The organism is Streptomyces sp. NBC_01463, assembly GCA_036227345.1.
Taxonomy (GTDB): Bacteria; Actinomycetota; Actinomycetes; order Streptomycetales; family Streptomycetaceae; genus Streptomyces.
This window is the reverse complement of the sequence record CP109468.1, coordinates 8,383,657-8,399,456: the sequence shown is the minus strand read 5'-3', so window position 1 is coordinate 8,399,456 and position 15,800 is coordinate 8,383,657. Positions and strand designations below refer to the sequence as shown.

The 15,800-nt window shown below is 71.0% G+C and carries 19 protein-coding genes and 1 tRNA gene; 8 read left to right on the top strand and 12 right to left on the bottom strand.

The features are described from left to right. Positions 1 to 35: 35 nt before the first annotated feature. The gene (locus tag OG521_36865; protein WUW26040.1) at positions 36 to 533 is read right to left on the bottom strand and encodes a hypothetical protein; all 498 of its coding nucleotides are present in this window, start codon (positions 531 to 533) and stop codon (positions 36 to 38) included. Between the two features lie 77 nt (positions 534 to 610). Then, positions 611 to 1,708 (bottom strand): M20 family metallopeptidase, encoded by a 1,098-nt coding sequence (locus OG521_36860; GenBank protein WUW26920.1) that lies wholly within the window; start codon positions 1,706 to 1,708, stop codon positions 611 to 613. 268 nt (positions 1,709 to 1,976) lie between these two features. Here OG521_36860 and OG521_36855 point away from each other — a divergent pair, with 268 nt between their 5' ends. Next, positions 1,977 to 2,903, top strand: coding sequence for a LysR family transcriptional regulator (locus tag OG521_36855; GenBank protein ID WUW26039.1), 927 nt, complete (start codon positions 1,977 to 1,979; stop codon positions 2,901 to 2,903). Positions 2,904 to 2,989: 86 nt separating this feature from the next. Next, positions 2,990 to 3,628: a DUF1707 domain-containing protein gene (locus OG521_36850; GenBank protein WUW26038.1), complete on the top strand. Its 639-nt coding sequence runs from the start codon at positions 2,990 to 2,992 to the stop codon at positions 3,626 to 3,628. A 95-nt stretch (positions 3,629 to 3,723) separates the two neighbouring features. Here OG521_36850 and OG521_36845 read toward each other — a convergent pair whose 3' ends face one another. From OG521_36845 to OG521_36835, 3 genes are all read right to left on the bottom strand, one after another. Beyond that, positions 3,724 to 4,818, bottom strand: a complete 1,095-nt coding sequence (locus OG521_36845; protein WUW26037.1) for a beta-lactamase family protein — start codon at positions 4,816 to 4,818, stop codon at positions 3,724 to 3,726. A 136-nt stretch (positions 4,819 to 4,954) separates the two neighbouring features. Next, positions 4,955 to 6,391 carry a sulfatase-like hydrolase/transferase gene (locus tag OG521_36840; GenBank protein ID WUW26036.1) on the bottom strand — a complete coding sequence of 479 codons (1,437 nt, stop codon included), beginning with the start codon at positions 6,389 to 6,391 and terminating at the stop codon, positions 4,955 to 4,957. Positions 6,392 to 6,553: 162 nt separating this feature from the next. Beyond that, positions 6,554 to 7,669, bottom strand: a complete 1,116-nt coding sequence (locus OG521_36835) for an alkene reductase (protein ID WUW26035.1) — start codon at positions 7,667 to 7,669, stop codon at positions 6,554 to 6,556. 53 nt (positions 7,670 to 7,722) lie between these two features. On the opposite strand from OG521_36835, the gene OG521_36830 reads away from it, so the two are divergent. Next, positions 7,723 to 8,100 carry a MerR family transcriptional regulator gene (locus OG521_36830; GenBank protein WUW26034.1) on the top strand — a complete coding sequence of 126 codons (378 nt, stop codon included), beginning with the start codon at positions 7,723 to 7,725 and terminating at the stop codon, positions 8,098 to 8,100. Between the two features lie 103 nt (positions 8,101 to 8,203). On the opposite strand, the gene OG521_36825 is transcribed toward OG521_36830, so the two are convergent. Beyond that, a complete protein-coding gene (locus OG521_36825) occupies positions 8,204 to 8,545 on the bottom strand; it encodes a DUF5713 family protein (protein ID WUW26033.1) in 342 nt (113 codons plus the stop codon). Between the two features lie 211 nt (positions 8,546 to 8,756). On the opposite strand from OG521_36825, the gene OG521_36820 reads away from it, so the two are divergent. Next, positions 8,757 to 9,185 carry a pyridoxamine 5'-phosphate oxidase family protein gene (locus OG521_36820; GenBank protein ID WUW26032.1) on the top strand — a complete coding sequence of 143 codons (429 nt, stop codon included), beginning with the start codon at positions 8,757 to 8,759 and terminating at the stop codon, positions 9,183 to 9,185. A gap of 19 nt (positions 9,186 to 9,204) precedes the next feature. On the opposite strand, the gene OG521_36815 is transcribed toward OG521_36820, so the two are convergent. After that, on the bottom strand, positions 9,205 to 9,771 hold the full coding sequence (locus OG521_36815) for a helix-turn-helix domain-containing protein (protein ID WUW26031.1): 567 nt from the start codon (positions 9,769 to 9,771) through the stop codon (positions 9,205 to 9,207). 108 nt (positions 9,772 to 9,879) lie between these two features. Here OG521_36815 and def point away from each other — a divergent pair, with 108 nt between their 5' ends. After that, complete coding sequence (def, locus tag OG521_36810; GenBank protein ID WUW26030.1) at positions 9,880 to 10,539, top strand: peptide deformylase; 660 nt, start codon at positions 9,880 to 9,882, stop codon at positions 10,537 to 10,539. Between the two features lie 17 nt (positions 10,540 to 10,556). On the opposite strand, the gene OG521_36805 is transcribed toward def, so the two are convergent. Next, positions 10,557 to 10,889: an NIPSNAP family protein gene (locus OG521_36805; protein WUW26029.1), complete on the bottom strand. Its 333-nt coding sequence runs from the start codon at positions 10,887 to 10,889 to the stop codon at positions 10,557 to 10,559. A gap of 117 nt (positions 10,890 to 11,006) precedes the next feature. Beyond that, positions 11,007 to 11,828, bottom strand: a complete 822-nt coding sequence (locus tag OG521_36800; GenBank protein WUW26028.1) for an SDR family NAD(P)-dependent oxidoreductase — start codon at positions 11,826 to 11,828, stop codon at positions 11,007 to 11,009. Between the two features lie 125 nt (positions 11,829 to 11,953). Between OG521_36800 and OG521_36795 the strand changes: the two genes are divergently transcribed. Next, on the top strand, positions 11,954 to 12,553 hold the full coding sequence (locus OG521_36795; protein ID WUW26027.1) for a TetR/AcrR family transcriptional regulator: 600 nt from the start codon (positions 11,954 to 11,956) through the stop codon (positions 12,551 to 12,553). Between the two features lie 34 nt (positions 12,554 to 12,587). On the opposite strand, the gene OG521_36790 is transcribed toward OG521_36795, so the two are convergent. Continuing rightward, on the bottom strand, positions 12,588 to 13,175 hold the full coding sequence (locus OG521_36790) for a hypothetical protein (protein ID WUW26026.1): 588 nt from the start codon (positions 13,173 to 13,175) through the stop codon (positions 12,588 to 12,590). Positions 13,176 to 13,317: 142 nt separating this feature from the next. Then, positions 13,318 to 13,436, bottom strand: a tRNA-OTHER gene (locus OG521_36785). Positions 13,437 to 13,635: 199 nt separating this feature from the next. Between OG521_36785 and OG521_36780 the strand changes: the two genes are divergently transcribed. Beyond that, the gene (locus OG521_36780; protein WUW26025.1) at positions 13,636 to 13,824 is read left to right on the top strand and encodes a DUF6381 family protein; all 189 of its coding nucleotides are present in this window, start codon (positions 13,636 to 13,638) and stop codon (positions 13,822 to 13,824) included. Positions 13,825 to 13,924: 100 nt separating this feature from the next. Here OG521_36780 and OG521_36775 read toward each other — a convergent pair whose 3' ends face one another. Next, on the bottom strand, positions 13,925 to 14,323 hold the full coding sequence (locus OG521_36775) for a DUF6221 family protein (protein WUW26024.1): 399 nt from the start codon (positions 14,321 to 14,323) through the stop codon (positions 13,925 to 13,927). Positions 14,324 to 14,546: 223 nt separating this feature from the next. Here OG521_36775 and OG521_36770 point away from each other — a divergent pair, with 223 nt between their 5' ends. Beyond that, on the top strand, positions 14,547 to 15,785 hold the full coding sequence (locus tag OG521_36770; GenBank protein WUW26023.1) for a cytochrome P450: 1,239 nt from the start codon (positions 14,547 to 14,549) through the stop codon (positions 15,783 to 15,785). Positions 15,786 to 15,800: the final 15 nt, after the last annotated feature.

Genomic DNA, 15,800 nt, shown 5'->3' with positions numbered 1-15,800 from the left:
GTCAGGGTGACCGGAGAAGGCCGCGGCAGCTGCCGTCACCGCCCCACGCCGTGCGCCGCCGCCCGGCTCAGCAGGGGCTCCACCAGGGCGGGCTGCATGCCCATGGCCAGGAACGCCAGCCGCCCGGCCGCTCGCCGATCGATCTCGAACCGGTGAAAGGCCATCAGGAGCGACCCGGTGACCAGCACGTTCAGGGCCGTCACATCGCCCCACGCCACGACTCCCCGCGGCCGGCCGAACAGTCCGGTGACGACCAGTCCGCCCGTGAACAGGTAGCACCTGCGGAGCCCGAGCCTGGCGGACACGAGGCCCCACGCGCGGGTCAGTCCCCACACGACGAGCAAGATCCCGACGACGATCGCGCCCTTGACCGGGGCTCCCGAGGGCCTTTTCACGACCAGGAGCACCAACAGGACCAGGCACAGCCCGGTGAGCGCCCGCCGCCCCGTCTGCGCGAGCGCGCCTCCCACTCCCGCGACGGCGTAGTCGCCGCACATCTCGCCCAGTCCGAACCCGTTCACACCTGATCTCATCCGAATCGCCTCCTGGAGAACTGCATCGGGCTGCATGGTCGCCGCGGTCTGTGCGGCCGGCAGGGCCGGGGAGTACGTCATGACCTCGTCCGTGCGACGAGTTCGGCGAGCAGCCGGGTCCGGGCAACCATCCGGGCGACCTCCACGTACTCGGAGTCCGCGTGCGCGCCGGCGCCCACGCCGCCCAGGCCGTCCAGCGTCGGACAGCCGAGCGCCGCCGTGTAGTTGGCATCGGAGGCCCCGCCGACGGAGGCACCGCCGAGTGGCCCCGAACCCTGCTCCGCGGCGATGCGGGACGCGAGGGCGAACAGCGCGACGGAGGACTCCGGCCCCATCGGCGGACGCCGGCGGCCACCCCGCACCTCCAGCCGCGCGCCGGGAGTCCGGGGGCTCAGCCCACGCAACAGGACATCGGCCGTCTCCTGGGCCGCGGTGCTGGGCACCCGTACGTCCACCGACAAGCGCGCCAGCGCGGGCACGGTGTTACGGGCGCTCCCCGCCGACAGCAGGGTGGGTGTGACGGTCGCCGCGCCCAGCGGACTGTCGTCCGCCGCGGCGAAGGAGGCACCGAGGCCGGCGACGGCCAGTACCTGGTGGGCCGCCTCGATGGTGGCGTTCACCCCGTTCTCCGGCTCCTGGCCCGCGTGCGCGGCTCTGCCGTGCACCACGATCTCGTACCGTGAGGTGCCCTTGCGCGCGGTCTTGAGCGCACCCGTGGCGTCGGCCGAAGCCTCCAGCACGAAGGCCGCCGCACACCCGGCGGCCGACTCCTCGATCAGCTGCCGCGAGGTCGTCGAGCCGACCTCCTCGTCCCCGTTGACCACCACACACACCCCCTCGGGCGAGGGCAGGGAGGCCAGTGCGTGGAACATCTGCACCAGCCCGGCCTTCATGTCCAGAACCCCGGGCCCCCGCGCCCGCCCGTCCGTCACCGACCAGGGGCGCGTCCGGATCGAGCCCATGGGCCACACCGTGTCGTGGTGCCCGACCAGCAGGACCTTCGGGGTGCCGAAGGACCAGCGCAGATGGCTCACCCCCCGGACCACGATCCTCTCGGGTGCCGCCCCCAGCAGCCTCGTCCCGAGGCCGGCGACCACCTCCGCGCTGCGCGCCACCGCATCGAGGTCGGCCGAGAAGGACTCGCAGCGCACGAGCTCTTCCAGGTCCTCCAGCATCGCGGGCAGCGAAGGCCCCCGCTCCCCGGTCATCGGTCGCGCCCGGACAGCATCCACTGACATGACAACACACGTCCCCCTTGGGTCACTTGGAGCATGGATGGAGTGGCGGAGCCCGCATCTCTGCGGCAACAGCGCCGTACGGACGACGTTAGGACGGGGCCTGACATTCCACCAGCGACTGGATTGCATGGAAGGCATGCGCCTGATGCATGGATGGGGCCACAATGACGGGCGAGGACGCAGATAACGGAGGGGCGGCAACCGGGTGTTCGAGAACGATGCGCTGCGACTGCTCGTGGCCGTGACGGAGAGCGGTTCGTTCACCCGAGCCGCGATCCGGCTCAACTACACGCAGTCCGCGGTGTCGCGGCGTATCGCCGCGCTGGAGCAGCAGGCGGGCGGGCCTCTGTTCGACCGGCTCCCGAGAGGCGTACGGCTCAACCCCGCCGGCCGGACGCTGCACCGGCACGCCACGGAGGTCCTGGACCGGCTGTCGAGGGCGGAGCGGGAACTGGCCGAACTCCACGCCGGAAAGGGCGGTCCACTGCACGTGGGCGCGTTCGCCACCGCCAACATCTCGCTGGTTCCGACCGCGCTGAGAGCGCTCCGGGACGCCAGACCGAAGATCGAGGTGGAGGCCACGGAGGGCCCGACCGAGACCTTGGTAAGGCGACTTGTCGACGGGGCTCTCGACCTCGCCGTCGTCAGCGACTACCCGTCCGGCTTGCCGGAGGCCGACGGTGTCGGCACGACGGTGCTGTGCGAGGACGAGCTGCGCGTCGCACTTCCCCGGGGACACCGGCTGGCCGGGGCCGACGCCGTCGACCTGCGTGAACTGCGCGACGAGGCCTGGCTCCAGAGCGCGTACGGCGACCGTCCGACGATGCTCGCCGATGCCTGTACCCGGGCGGGCTTCAGCCCGAGGAAGATCATCCGTATCGCGGAGTGGACCGGGAAGTTCGGCTATGTCGCAGCGGGCCTCGGCGTGGCGCTCGTCCCCTCACTCGCCGCAGGCGCGATCCCCGGCACCCTCGTCCTGCGCCGGCTCACCGACCCGGCCCTGCGCCGGACGCTGCATGTCGCGCTGCCCACCGCCCCGTTGCCGGCCGCCCTTGAACTGCGGGAGCTGCTGCGCGCGGCGGCCAACCGGGAGACCGAGGCCGGACCGGCCTTCCCGGCGCCTACGCCGTGACCCGCGGGCGCGGCCGGCTGCGGCCCCCTTCGCCGTCCTGATCAATCAACATTGCGAGGCCCCGGGAACTGCACCAGAATGCCGCTATGACGGGTGAACCGCGGGCTGCCGACGACTCCTCCGGACGCGACACCAGGCCCGAACTGCGGGCCTCCGACCGGGACCGGGACCAGGTCGTGGAGGTCCTGCAGGTCGCAGCGGGCGACGGCCGGCTCACCGCCACCGAGCTGGACGAACGGCTGGACGCCGCGCTCTCCGCCCGCACCATGGGAGAACTGACCGTCCTGACGGCCGATCTGCCGTCGGACGGAATGCCGCCGCAGGCCAAGGAACTGGTCAGGATCGACCAGCGATTCGGCGACGTGACCCGCACCGGCCGTTGGCTCGTTCCCCGCCGGATGGAGATCCGGCTGATGTTCTGCGACGCGAAGCTCGACTTCACGGAAGCGGTGATCACCCACGGCACCCTTCACCTCGATGTCGATCTGCGCGTCGGGGGGAACCTGACCCTGGTGACCAGGCCGGGGATCCTCGTCGACACCGATGGCCTGGAACGCAGCAGCGGCGAGATCAAGATCCGTCCCGTGCCGGAACCGGACGCCCCTCTCACCCTCCAGGTGCGCGTGTCGGGCCAGTCCCGCGGCGGCGACATCACCGCCCGTCCCCCGCGACGGAAGGTCTCGGAGCTGCTGCGACGCCGCGCGCCGGGGAACACCGGCTCCTGAGGCGGGTAGCACGCCGGAACGGCCCGGACGTCGCGGGCGATTCCCCGGGGCGGCCGCCCGGCCCGGCCATGGGCGAACAGCACGCCACGCGTCACTCAGACACGTGGGCCGAGCGCCGCCGAGGTCATGTCCGCGAGTCGTCGTGCGGTGTCGAAGTGAGGGGTGAGAAGGGTCTTGGTCAGGGCGAAGGAGGTGCCGGTCGCGGTGTCGGCGTAGACGTAGCTGCCGCCGCCACCCACCCAGCCGAACGTGGTGGGTGTCTCGTCCGGCCGGGTGCCGATGCGGCCGACGGGATAGCCGAGGGCCAGCCGTGCAGGGTTGCCGAAGACCCGGTCGGTGCCCTCGAAGGCCACCGTCGTCAGCGTTTCGAGCCGCTGTGCGTCGATGAGCCGGCCGTCGAGGACCGCGGCGTTCATGGCCGCGATTCCGCGCGCGGTGAAGGTGCCGACCGACGGGATGTCCGCTTGCAGGATCTCCTGGTTGTTCCCCAGCGCGGCGGTGGGTCGCATTTCCCAAGGCGCAAGCACGGCATCACCGTCGGGTCCGGCGACAGGGCCCGGCGTGCCGTCCTCCAGTCGTGCCAGCCGGGCCAGGTCGGATCGGGGCACCCCGAAGTACAGGTCGCTCTCCAGCCCCAGGGGCGCGGTGACCCAGTCGTGCAGGAGCCGGTGCATCGCTCTGCCGGTGGCCCTGCGTGCGAACTCGCCGACGAGGAAGCCGAAGGTGAACGCGTGGTACCCGGTCTCGGCTCCGGGACGCCACCGCGGTTCGGCGTCGGCCAGCGCGGTGCAGACCCTCGGCCAGTCGGGCAGGTCGGCCGGGCCGATGTCGCGAGGCATCGCCGGCACGCCGACCGAGTGCGTCAGCACGTGCCGGAGAGTCGCGGTCGCCTTGCCGCGGGCACCGAACTCCGGCCACAGGTCGGCCACGCGAGTCTCGTACCCGACCGCACCGGTCCCCACGAGCAGGTGGGCCAGGAGTGATGTCATGACCTTGCCGGAGGAAAAGCTGAAGACCGGAGTCTCCGGAGTCATCGTGCGGCCCGTCCCGGCGTCGGCGATACCGGCGACGGCGTCGACCACAAGGTCGCCGCGGTGGTGGACGGCCACCTGCAGGCCGGTTTCGGCACCGGTGTCGACGAGCTCGTCGAGAACGGTTTGGACCTTCTGCTGCAGCGAGGGGCTGTTCACATGACCCATCCTGTCCTGGATGGGTCATGTCCGGGCGGACAGGTCGGAGCAGCCCAGGTGCGCCGGCGGCCCGGCGATCACCGCTCCGTCCTCGATTGCCGTCCGCGGGGCCGCTCGCCTGTGGACGTGCGGCTTGCTACGGCGCCGGTTCGAAGGAGGTCGCGAGGGAGCCGGGCGTGACCGGGGTCCGCTGGCCGGAGCCGGTGACGGGGAGCCGGGCGCCGTCCAGGGCCGGATCGACGTACGTGGCGAACCAGGCGTCGAGCCGGGCCGCGAGCTCGGTGCGTTCGGCCGCGCGGGAGGGCCGGTCGGCCAGGTTGTCCCGCTCCCCCGGGTCGGCCGTCAGGTCGTAGAGCTCGTGCGGGCCGTGCGGGTAACGGTGGACGTACTTGCGGTCCCGGGTCCGGATCATCCGCACCGGTCCGTACTCGTCGTAGACGACGACCCGTTCCCTCTCCCGCTCCCGTTCCTCGTCGGGGTCTCCGGCCGCCCCGGTGAGGATGTCCGCGAACGACCGGCCCGGCAGGCGTGGGTCGTGGGTGTGGTCGAGGCCGAGGTGTTCGACGAGTGTGGGCAGCACGTCGTACTGGGAGAGCAGCGCGTCGCAGTGGCGTCCCGCCGGTATGCGCCCGGGCTGCGAGATCAGGCAGGGCACCAGGACCGAACTGTCGTACATGTTCTGCGGGAACGTCCCGTTGCCCTTGCCCCAGATGCCGTGGTGGCCGGCGTTGAAGCCGTTGTCGCTGGTGAAGATCACGAGCGTGGACTCGGTGAGGCCGAGCGCGTCGAGCCGGTCCAGGACCCGGCCGATGGAGGCGTCCATGGCCGTGGTGGCGGCGAAGTAGCCGATGAGCGCCTGCCGGGCGTCGCCCTCGCCCCCGACCGGAGCGCCGTTCTCGTCCAGCGGCTGCCAGGGGTGGGCCGGCTCCTGCGGGCAGGTGTCGAAGGCGCAGTCCTCGTACAACGCCGTGTACGCGTCGGGGTGCTGGCCGTGCCAGGGCTTGTGCGGTGCGGTGAAGTGGAGGGACAGGTGGAAGGGCTCCGGCCGGTCCGACTCGGCGGTGAGGAACGCCTCGGCGTCGTCCGCGAGGGCGTCGGTCAGGTAGGCGGGTTCCTCGGTCCGGGTGCCGTCGCGGTACATCGGCGCCCCGTAGTACGGCCCGCCGCCGCTCTCGTGCGCGTACCAGTGGACGAACCCCCTGCGCGGGCGGTCGTTGGCACCGAGGTGCCACTTGCCGCTGAGCCCGAGCCGGTATCCCTCGTCCGCCAGGAGATCCGTGAAGAGCGTCCGTCCGGAGAGGAAGTCGACGCCCGTCCGTCCTGCGTGGTGGTAGGACAGCCAGTCGTGGACCCCGTGCTGGGAGGGGAGTTCGCCGGTGAAGAGCGAGGCGCGGGCGGGCGAGCAGACCGGCGAGGTGCAGAAGAACCGGCTGAAGCGGATGCCGCGGTCCGCGAGGGCGTCCAGGTGCGGTGTGCGGATCTCGTCGTTCCCGGAGCACCCCATCGCCCACTGTCCCTGGTCGTCCGAGAGGATCAGCAGGACGTTGGGGCGTTCGGGGTCGCGGCTGGCCATGGGTTCCTCCTGGAGCGGTGGCCGGTGAGGGCCGGATACGGCGGGGGCTCACGCACGACGTTACGTTGCCCCCGGACACCGCCCGGCCGCGGTCCTCACCGGATCCGGACTCCGGCTCCGGGCTCCGGGCTCCGGCTCCGGCTCACGGTTCGGAGCCCGGAGTCAGAGTTCCGCCAGGGTCGGGTAGTCGTTGTACCCCTCGGCTCCGTGCACGTGCATCAGGAACTCCGGGCGGATCGGGTTGAGCGGCGCGCCCGTGCGCAGCCGCTCCACGAGGTCGGGGTTGGCGAGGAACCCGCGGCCCAGCGCGATCAGGTCGGCGCCTTCGGCCAGGAGGCGCTCCCCGCGGCGCATGCCGCCGTCTGCCGCCAGGTCCTCGCGGGAGAGCGCCGGGTTGGCGATCAGTGTGCCGGGCCACTCCTTGCGGATGGTGGAGAAGAGCGGCTGGTCCGGATCGGCGTAGATCAGGTGCAGATAGACCGGGTCGATGCGGGCGAGAGACGGCAGCAGCGCCGCGTAGATGTCCTCGGTGTCCCCCTCGTCGATGCTGTTGACGCCCAGTCCGGGCGAGATGCGTACGCCGACCCGTTCCGGGCCGATGGCCTCCGCGACGGCCCGCACCACCTCGACGGTGAAGCGGATGCGGTTCTCCGCCGGACCGCCCCACTCGTCGGTCCGGCGGTTGGTGCTCTTGGCGAGGAACTGGTGCAGCAGATGGCCGTTGGCCGAGTGGACCTCCACACCGTCGAAGCCGGCGGACACGGCGTTGCGGGCGGCGGTGGCGAAGTCGGCGATGGTGGACCTGACGTCCTCGGCGGACATCTCGATGGGCTCGACGGCATCCTGGAGCCCGCTCGGTGTGTGCAGTGTCTCCGGGAAGCGCACGGGGGACGGTGCGTGCGGGATGTGGCCGCTGGTGTCGGGGTGGCCGACCCGGCCGCCGTGCTGCAGTTGGAGGAACATCCGGCTCTCGCCGGCGGCCGCGCGCACCGCGTCGGTGACGCGGCGCCAGCCGGCGGTCTGCGCGGCGTTGTGGATACCCGGAATGTGGGGGTAGGTCTGGCCGACGGCGTTGGGTGTCGTCGCCTCGGCGATGATCAGACCGGCCGATGAGCGCTGGGCGTAGTGGGTGGCCATGAGTTCGCCGGGGACACCGTCCGCTCCGGCACGGTTGCGTGTCAGCGGCGCCATGACCAGGCGACTGGGCAGGTCCAGCCGGCCGAGGCGGACGGATTCGAAGAGGCGGGATGCGGTGGATTCCTGCTCGGTGTGCGTCATGCCGGTAACGTAGAACCTGACATTGGTGTCAGATTCAAGTCGAGGGGTGGGGCATGCGCATCGGCGAACTGGCGGCACGTACCGGCGTCGGCGAACGGTCGCTTCGCTACTACGAGGAACAGGGCCTGCTGACAGCCGACCGGACGCCCGGCGGCCACCGCGACTACCCCGAGAAGGCGGTCGACCGCGTCATCCGCATCCAGGAGCTCTACGCGGCCGGCCTGCACAGTTCGAGGATCGCCCGGATCCTGCCCTGCATGAGGGACGAGGACGGCGGTCCGTCCCTGCGGGCCACTCCGGAGCTGGTGGCCGAACTCACCACCGAGCGGGACCGGATCGACGGCAGCATCAACGACCTGCTGCGCTCCCGTGAGGTCCTGGAACAGGTCATCGACACGGCGGCGGGCCGCGCCTCCGCCGAGCCGGCGTAGTGCGCATCACGACGGCGGCGCAGCGGCTCCGGTGAGCCGCCCGCCCCCGTGTGCCCCGTCGCCTCCCCATTGACGTGATGGCCACCTGTTCCGGCCGGACGCCTCACCATTCACGAGCGGCGATGAGCGCCTCCACCTCCGCGTCGCCGAAACCGTAGGCCGTTGCGACGAACCAGAAGTCCTCGGCTATCTCCTCGCGCGCGACGGTCTCGATCTCGCTTCCCGCCGCCTCGAACTCCCCCTCCAGCGCGTTGAACTGCTTCGTCGCCGCTTCCGTGAGGGCGTACAACGCCGTGAGGTCCGAAGGCTGTTCCGCCTCGATCCGCTCGCAGAGGTCCAGGAGGATCTTCCTGCCCTTGTCCACGACGCGATCCGGGAAATACGCGTCCGCGTACAGCCCATGCAGGAACGCGTACCCCATCACCTGCTGGTTCGCGATCGACACAGTGATCCCCCACTCCTTCGGAAGCCGATGTCCCGATCCTGCACCACGCCACTGACAACGGTCCGTGCGAACGGGTCGCGGACGGAGCCCGGTGGCCCGCCCGGCGGGCATCGCCCTTCGGCCACGCTCACCGCACCACCGGCAGAAGCGGGGCGAACGTTGCATAATGCGACACCTGGAGATCCCGAGAACGAGCCCGAAGGAGTCATTCATGCCCTTGACCCGTGAAGAGCGCGAGCAGTTCCTGGCCGAACCCCATGTCGCCGCGCTGGCCGTGAACGCGACGGAGACGGACCGCGCCCCTCTCACCGTGCCGATCTGGTACGCGTACGAACCGGGCGGCGACATCTGGATCATGACGGGACGTCACTCACGGAAGGGGATCTCGATCGCCGCGGCAGGCCGGTTCTCGCTGATGGTCGACCGGGTCACGCCGACCGTTCGGTACGTCTCCGTCGAAGGTCCCGTCATCGCGACCCACGCGGCCACCCGCGAGCAACTGGTGGAGATCTCGACGCGCTATCTCCCCGCGGAGCGGGTCGACGGCTACGTCGATCTCGCCTGGCGGGAGCACGGTGAGCAGGTGGTCATCCACATGCGGCCCCAGCACTGGCTCAGTTCGGACCTCGGCGAAGCCTGAGGCGGGGAGGACGGCCGGCTCACTCCTCCAGGAGCGGGAACAGGCGCGTGACCACGGCCACGGCCACCGTGCCGGCGGGACGCGCGGCGGGGTCGTGGTCCCGGTCGCGGTACCCGGCCAGCAGGCGGCGGACGGACGCGCCGAGTTCGGCCGTCTCCGCCGGGGTCAGGTGGACCACGGTGCTGAACGACTCGTCCCGTTGCCACACGCTCGGCGCCTGTTCCCGGCGTGCCAGCCAGTGCTGGTAGCTCTCGTCCTCAAGTCCACGCGCCAGCGCGGCGAACTCCTGCGGCGCTTCCCGGCCGCTCACCTCACCGGAGTGCTCCCAGCGCAGCTGCCACGGCCGCGCCCTGCCACCGCTGTGCGGCGCCTCCTCGATGAGGCCGTGCCGGGCGAGTTGGCGCAGGTGGAAGGAGCAGAGGCCGGAGCTGTGTCCGAGGCGGGCGGCGGCCTGGGTGGAGGTGACCGTGCCGACCTCCGCGAGCAGGTCCAGGAGGGCCACTCGCACCGGGTGGTCGGGGAGGGACCGGCGGACTCGGTGCAGCCGGGGGTCCATGGACGGGACTTGACGATTCTCCTCGCTCATTTTGCAAAGGGTGCTACTTTGCAAAGCATTCGGTCAAGCTGCGCCGCGGACCGGCCGCGGATCCGCGCTTCGGCTGTCCGAGACATGTGCGGAAGGCGCTGGTACCCCATGACCGTCCCGTTCGACGACACCCCGCAGGACCGCCGGGTGCGTGTCATGGGTGAACCGGTGGACTCCTACCCCCGTGTTCCGCCCGAGGCCGAACGGGGCGCGGTGCGCCGCATCACGGTGGCCGGGGAGGAGATCCTGCGGCGGCGGTGCCGCGAGGTCACCGGCTTCGGCACGCCGGAACTGTCGCGGCTGGTCGACGACATGTTCGCCACGAACCGGGTGGCGGAGGGCGCCGGGCTCGCCGCCAATCAGGTCGATGTGGACCTGCGGTTGTTCGTGTGGGACATCGTCGACGAGTGGGGGGTGCGGCACGTCGGGCACATCGCCAATCCGGTCCTGGAGGAGGTTCCGGCGGAGCGGCGGAGCCTGGTCGAGGAGTCCGAGGGATGCCTCTCCGTTCCCGGCCCCTACCGGGTCGTGCCCCGCCTCGACCACGCCGTCGTGCGGGGCTTCGACGTGAACGGCGAACCACTGGTCATCGAGGGCCGGGGCTACTTCGCCCGGTGCCTCCAGCACGAGACGGACCACCTCCGCGGCCACCTCTATCTGGACCGGCTGGCGCAGCGGGACCGGAAGACGGCCCTGCGCGAGATGGCCGCGTCGAAGGACGAGGTGTTCGCGCGACGGGCCGCCCTCGCCGGGAAACTGGGCAAGTAGCGCCTGTGACTCTGCCGTCAGAGGCCGCTCGGGGCCTGTGACGTGCCGTCGTCGAGCGGGCGCAGGAACCGGCGTTCGTACCGGCGGATGCACTTCGTGCGGCGCGCCAGTTCGAACGCCGCCTGGCACTCGGGGTCGGTGACGCTGTCCGCGCGGTAGCGCTCGTACTCCGCGAAGCCGGGGAACGAGAAGAGGGCGTAGGCGATGTCGCTGTCTCCCTCGCTGGGCAGGAAGTATCCGTGGTGGGTGCCGCCGAACCGGTTGACGAGCACGACCCACCGACGGCCGTACTCCTCGAAGTCCTCGATGCGGTCGGGGTCGATCTCGTACTTCAGATGAATGGTGATCACCTGGGACATGGTGCCTGACCACGGTCCACCGCGGCTCACGCGCCCGTCGCGGTCACGGCCGCAGTCGCCCGGGCGCCGAGGGCTCGCGTCCGCAGGGGCCCGGGCCGCCGCCCGGGGTCAGCCCGGGGCCTTGCGGCTGAGTGCTTCCCATGCCCGGTAGACCTCGGCCCGGCCCTGGACCAGTTCCTGGACCTGGTCGAAGGACCGGTCGCCGACGATGAGCCGTCGGGGCGGATCCGGCAGTGACGCCAGTTCCATGATGACGGGGGCGGCCGTGCTCGGGTCCGGCCCGGTCTCGTCGCCCCACATCTCGGCCAGCTGGGCCCGCAGGGGCGCGTAGTGCGGGAGCGCCTCCGTCGCCGTGGTGCCCTGGGTGAACAGGCCGGTGTCGTAGCCCCCCATCTCCACGATGGTGACCTTGATGCCGAGCGGTACCACCTCCATCGCCAGCGCCTCGCTGACCGAGTCGAGCGCCACCTTGCCCGCACCGTAGAAGCCCACGGACGCCATGCCGCCGGCGGCGCCCATCGAGGTGATCTGCAGGATGCGGCCGGACCCCTGGGCGCGCATGTGCGGCAGGACGGCCTGGGCCACCCAGACCGCGCCGAAGAAGTTCACGTCCAGATGGGACCGGATCTGCTCCTCCGTGGCCTCCTCCACCATCCCGTAGAGCAGTCCCCCGGCGTTGTTGACCACGATGTCGAGCCGTCCGAAGGCCGCGGCCGCGCGCTCCACGCCGTCGAACACGGCGCGGCGGTCGGAGACGTCCAGCGCGAGCGGGACGAGCGTGTCCGGATACTCCCGGGACAGGGCCGCGAGCGGCTCGGTGTTGCGTGCCGCGGCCACGACCCGGTCCCCGGCGGCCAGAGCGGCTTCGGTGAACGCTCTGCCCAGCCCCCGGGAGGCACCGGTGATGAACCAGACTCTGGCGGTCGTCATGCAATCCCACTTCCTGCAGCTTCTTGAAACGAGACGGTTCGTCTCGCTTCGATTCAGCCTGCAGGCTCGCACCGCTCTTGTCAATACGAAACGGTCCGTCTCGTTGAAGTGCTAGCCTGAGTCCCATGACCCAGCCGATGAAGCCCGATCGCTCCCGCCGCAGCGAGCGCTCCCGTCAGGCGATCCTCGAGGCGACCCGGGCACTGGTCTCGGAGGTCGGGTACGGGAAGGTGGCGATCGAGACCATCGCCGCCCGGGCAGGGGTCGGCAAGCAGACGATCTACCGCTGGTGGCCGTCCAAGGGTGCCGTCATCTTCGACGCGTTCCTGGCGCTGAGCGAGGGCGCCGAGGGGCAGGGCACGGCGCTGCCGGACACCGGCGACATCGAGGCCGACCTGAAAGCGGTCATGCGCGCGACGGCCGCCGAGTTCGCCGACCCGGAGTTCGAGAGGCCGGTCCGTGCGCTCAACAACGAGATCAGCAACGATCCCGGCCTCGCCGCGCAGTACCACGAGAAGCTGGCCCGGCCCGTGGACGAGGCCAAGAAGGAACGGCTCCGCAGCGCGCAGCGGGCCGGCCAGCTGGCCGCGGACGCCGATCTCGATCTGGCCCTGGAAGTGCTCTACGCGCCCCTGTTCCAGCGCTGGCTGCACCGCTCGGGCCCGCTGACCGCCGCGTACGCGGACTCACTCGTCGACGTCTGGCTCAGGGCCTTCCGCCCCTGAGCGGTGTCCCCGGCGCAGCGGGCCCGGCCGGTCGTCAGCCGGCGGCCGGCCACTCCAGGGGCTCGTCGTAGAAGCCCTGGCTCAGCTGGACCGCGGCGGCCTTCTGCCCCTCGGGGATCAGGAAAGCCTTGCAGATCTTCTCCGACTGGCCCGCGGTCAGCTTCTTGAGCGAGTCGGGCGCCGGGCAGTCCGGCCACTTCGCCTCACCCATGATGACGATCAGGGCCTTCGTGCGCTCACCCTTGTCCGTCTTCACGACCAGGTCGTCGTCCATGTCGCCGACCTCCATGGCCTTGCCGCTCTTGTGCGTGACGGTCGCCCACACGTACACCGGGATCTTGGGGCTCTTGTCCTTGTCCTTGTCCAGGCCGGAATTGTCCATGTCCGCCTTCGTTCCCGTCGCCACCTTCGTGGGTGTGACGGTGAACGTGCTGCCCTTCGACTCCTTCATGGTGCTTTCCTGCGCCGGGCTCGCCTCGCCCAGGCGGTAGGTCTTCTTGTCGTCGGACGAGCCGGAGCCCTTTCCGTCCTTGGCCGAGTCCGTGCCGTTGCAGCCGCTCAGCACCACGGCCAGCGCAAGCGCGCCCATCGCCGCAGGCACGGCGCGCGTCCATGTACGCATGTGTTCCTCGTTCCCCGTTCGTACGTGCTCGTTCGCCCGCCGGAAGCATCGACTCCTGTGAGCGGGCTGTGCGTTCAAGCGCACGATCCTGCCAGAAGGGGCGGCGCGGATCGCACCGGGGGCGCAGGGAGCCGGGCGGTCGCGCGGCCGACGGGATTCGAACCCGCGGACAGGCAGGGGCAGGTCCGCCCGCACCCCGTCAGTCGTCGCGAGGGGGACCTCCCCCACGACGATCGCAATGGGCCGCTCTGCCACGGCCGCGCGACCTACGGGACCGCGCGGTCCCGATACACAGAGCATAGGTGCGGGCGAACCGGGGGCATGAGCGTTGTGCGCACCGGAGCCGTCGCGGCGTTGCGCACCGTATTCCGTAGCGGCGCGTGACCGCTCGAGATGCAGTTGAGGTGGTGCGCTGATTCGCTGGTGAGGTCGGCTCTCCCCCCGAGACCCAGGAGTGACCATGAGCATTGCGGACGAAACCGGCGGCCGCGCCGAGCGTATCCGCGCCAAGGCGCAGGAAATGAAGGAGGCCGCCGAGCGGGTCTCCGATCCTCAGGAGCGGCAGCGCCTCAAGGACAAGGCGCACCGGCTGGAGGAACGAAGCGATCAGGTCTCCACCAAGGGCGAGGGCGGCACGAACCCGCTCTGACCTGCCGTGGCGCTCCTTGCGGACCGGTGTCCCCTGTCATGGGTACGAGGGGGCGCCGGCCCGCATTGAGCCAAAGAACCACGGAACCGAGAGCTACGAGCTACTGCGTGAACCTCGGCAGCCACTTCACCCGGTAGCCCGGGTGCCCCGCGTGTTCCGCCGCCATCTGCCGGACCACGAACCCCAGCCCGAAGGCCCGGCCGGACGCGAAGTCCCGCTGGGGGCGGTCGACATCGAGCTCCGCGACCTCCGCGTACTCGTCCAAGAGCACCCTGCTGGTCTCGATGCGCTGGAGGGTCCGGGCGGGATCCTGCAAGGCGATGTGGTGGTCGTAGCCGTGCGTCCTCAGGGTGAAGGCGATGGCGCCGCCCCGGTCGTGGATCTCGCCGGGCACCTCGGCCGGGCAGCGCCACCCCTCGCCGCCCGCCGCCCGCGCGATCCCCTCTTCCTCGTCGAGACGCGCCCGGACGAACGCGACCATGTCGGAGTTGTCAGTCATCTGGTTGTGCATCCTTCCGCTCGGCTCCGCGCCTCAGGAGCCGTGGTGGACAGTATCCCGTCGCGCCGTCCTCGTCCCGCAGCCGCTCTCGGCGCCTTTGCGCACAGTCTGTGAAAGTGCGCAGCGACATCCCGTCCGGGGTTGCGAGCGTGCGGCGGGTGGGCAGTGTCCCCGCGGTCGGCTCGGACGGAGCCGGCAACGTTCGCCGGCAAGGAGAACCCCGATGCATGCCGCTCCCCACGTCCTGGACCCCTTGGCGCTCGACCGGGTCCGGGAGGACGCCGGTCTCCGTAACCGCGGGCCCGCCACTCGCGTCGACGTGCTGGGCGTCGAGGCCTGGGCCGTCACTCAGCCCGAGCTCCTGCGGCAGCTGCTCACCGATCCGCGCGTCTCCAAGGACCCGCGCAAGCACTGGCCGTTATTCCCGGACGAGGTCGTCGGCAGCTGGCCCCTGGTGCTGTGGGTGGCCGTGAACAACATGTTCACCGCCTTCGGCGACGACCACCGGCGGCTGCGCCGGCTGGTCCGGCCCGCGTTCACGGCGCGGCGCGTCCGGGCCATGACCACGGTCGTGGAAGAGATCACGGAGTCGCTGCTGGACGACCTGGCCGCCAGTCCTGACGGGACTGCCGTCGATCTCAGGGAGCGCTTCTGCTACCCGCTGCCCATCCGGGTCATCAGCCACCTGATGGGTCTCCCGGACGCCTCGCAGAGCACGTTCCGCCGGCTGATCGACAACGTCTTCTCGACCAACCTCACCCCGGAGGAGGAAAAGGCCAACAGCGCGGCGCTCTACACCGTCCTGCACGATCTGGTCGCGTCGAAGCGGACCGACCCCGGCGAGGACATGACGTCCGTGCTCATCGCCGCACGCGATTCGGAGGGCGACGGCAGCGCCCTGACCGAGGACGAGTTGCTGGACACCCTGCTGCTCGTGATCAGCGCGGGGTACGAGACGACGGTCAACCTCCTCGACCAGGCCATCACGAATCTGCTCACCCACCCCGACGAGCGCGAACTGGTGCGCAGCGGCCGGGCGCGGTGGAGCGATGTGGTGGAGGAGACCCTGCGCCGCGACGCTCCCGTCGCCCATCTCCCGCTGCGTTACGCCGTGGAGGACATCACCCTGTCCGACGGGCAGGTGATACGCCGGGGCGAGGCGATCATCGCCGGGCTCGCCGCGGCCGGCCGCCACCCCGAACTGCACGGGGCCACGGCCGACCGGTTCGACCTCACCCGTGCGGACAAGGAGCATCTGTCGTTCGGTCACGGGGTCCACCTGTGCCTGGGAGCGCCGCTGGCCCGGCTGGAGGCGGAGACGGCGCTGCGCGGGCTGTTCGGCCGGTTCCCCGGTCTCACGCTCGCGGTGCCGGAGAGCGAGCTCCGGCCGCTGCCGTCCTTCATCTCGAACGGGCACGACCGGCTTCCGGTGCACCTGGCCGGCCCTTCGGGTTCCGCGTAGCGGGACGGACGGGCG